Annotated in this window: 2 tRNA genes and 1 rRNA gene; all 3 read right to left on the reverse strand. The window is 56.8% G+C overall.

Annotated features, from left to right (window positions below):
* Positions 1-134 precede the first annotated feature (134 nt).
* Positions 135-207: transfer RNA gene (locus tag D7W79_RS42510), tRNA-Ala, on the reverse strand.
* A 56-nt stretch (positions 208-263) separates the two neighbouring features.
* Positions 264-340 (reverse strand) — tRNA-Ile (locus D7W79_RS42515).
* 209 nt (positions 341-549) lie between these two features.
* A 16S ribosomal RNA gene (locus D7W79_RS42520) occupies positions 550-662 on the reverse strand; the annotation flags it as partial.

The following is a 662-nucleotide window of genomic DNA, read 5'->3' on the forward strand; positions in this document are numbered from 1 at the left end:
CGGCTGCCTCGCGGCGCCAGGTGAAGCTCATGGCGAAGTCGGCACTTCTGTTGAGAACTTCACTCAGCAGAAATTGCAACTTACCCTTCGTATGCACTTGTCAAAGAACGTCCCTGCGACTTCCAGGTAACTTGTGGAGCTGATCGGGTTCGAACCGACGACATCCAGCTTGCAAAGCTGGCGCTCTCCCAGCTGAGCTACAGCCCCGACTCTCGCGTCAGCACCAGGCACTCTTTTACCTTCCCTCCAGCGAGGGAGAAGAGTGGTGGGCCTAGGTGGACTTGAACCACCGACCTCGCGCTTATCAGGCGCGCGCTCTAGCCAGCTGAGCTATAGGCCCAGGGGGCTAAAGCATCGGCGAACCCTACAGCGTCCTTCATTCTCAAAGAGCCGAGCCGCCTTCGCTCGGTCCTTCAAAACCAAACAGCAAGCCCGAAGTTCATAATGGATTGTTTACCGGAAACATTGACCTAGTTAGACCTGATAGCCTTTCGGCTACTGGCATCGCCTGCTCCACCGAAGTGTGAGCCCGATGCCCGGTCTCCTTAGAAAGGAGGTGATCCAGCCGCAGGTTCCCCTACGGCTACCTTGTTACGACTTCACCCCAGTTACCGAGCACTCCTTGGGCACCTCTTGGTGAGGTGACTTCTGGAGCAATCGAC

The organism is Corallococcus exercitus (assembly GCF_003611585.1).
GTDB lineage: Bacteria > Myxococcota > Myxococcia > Myxococcales > Myxococcaceae > Corallococcus > Corallococcus exercitus.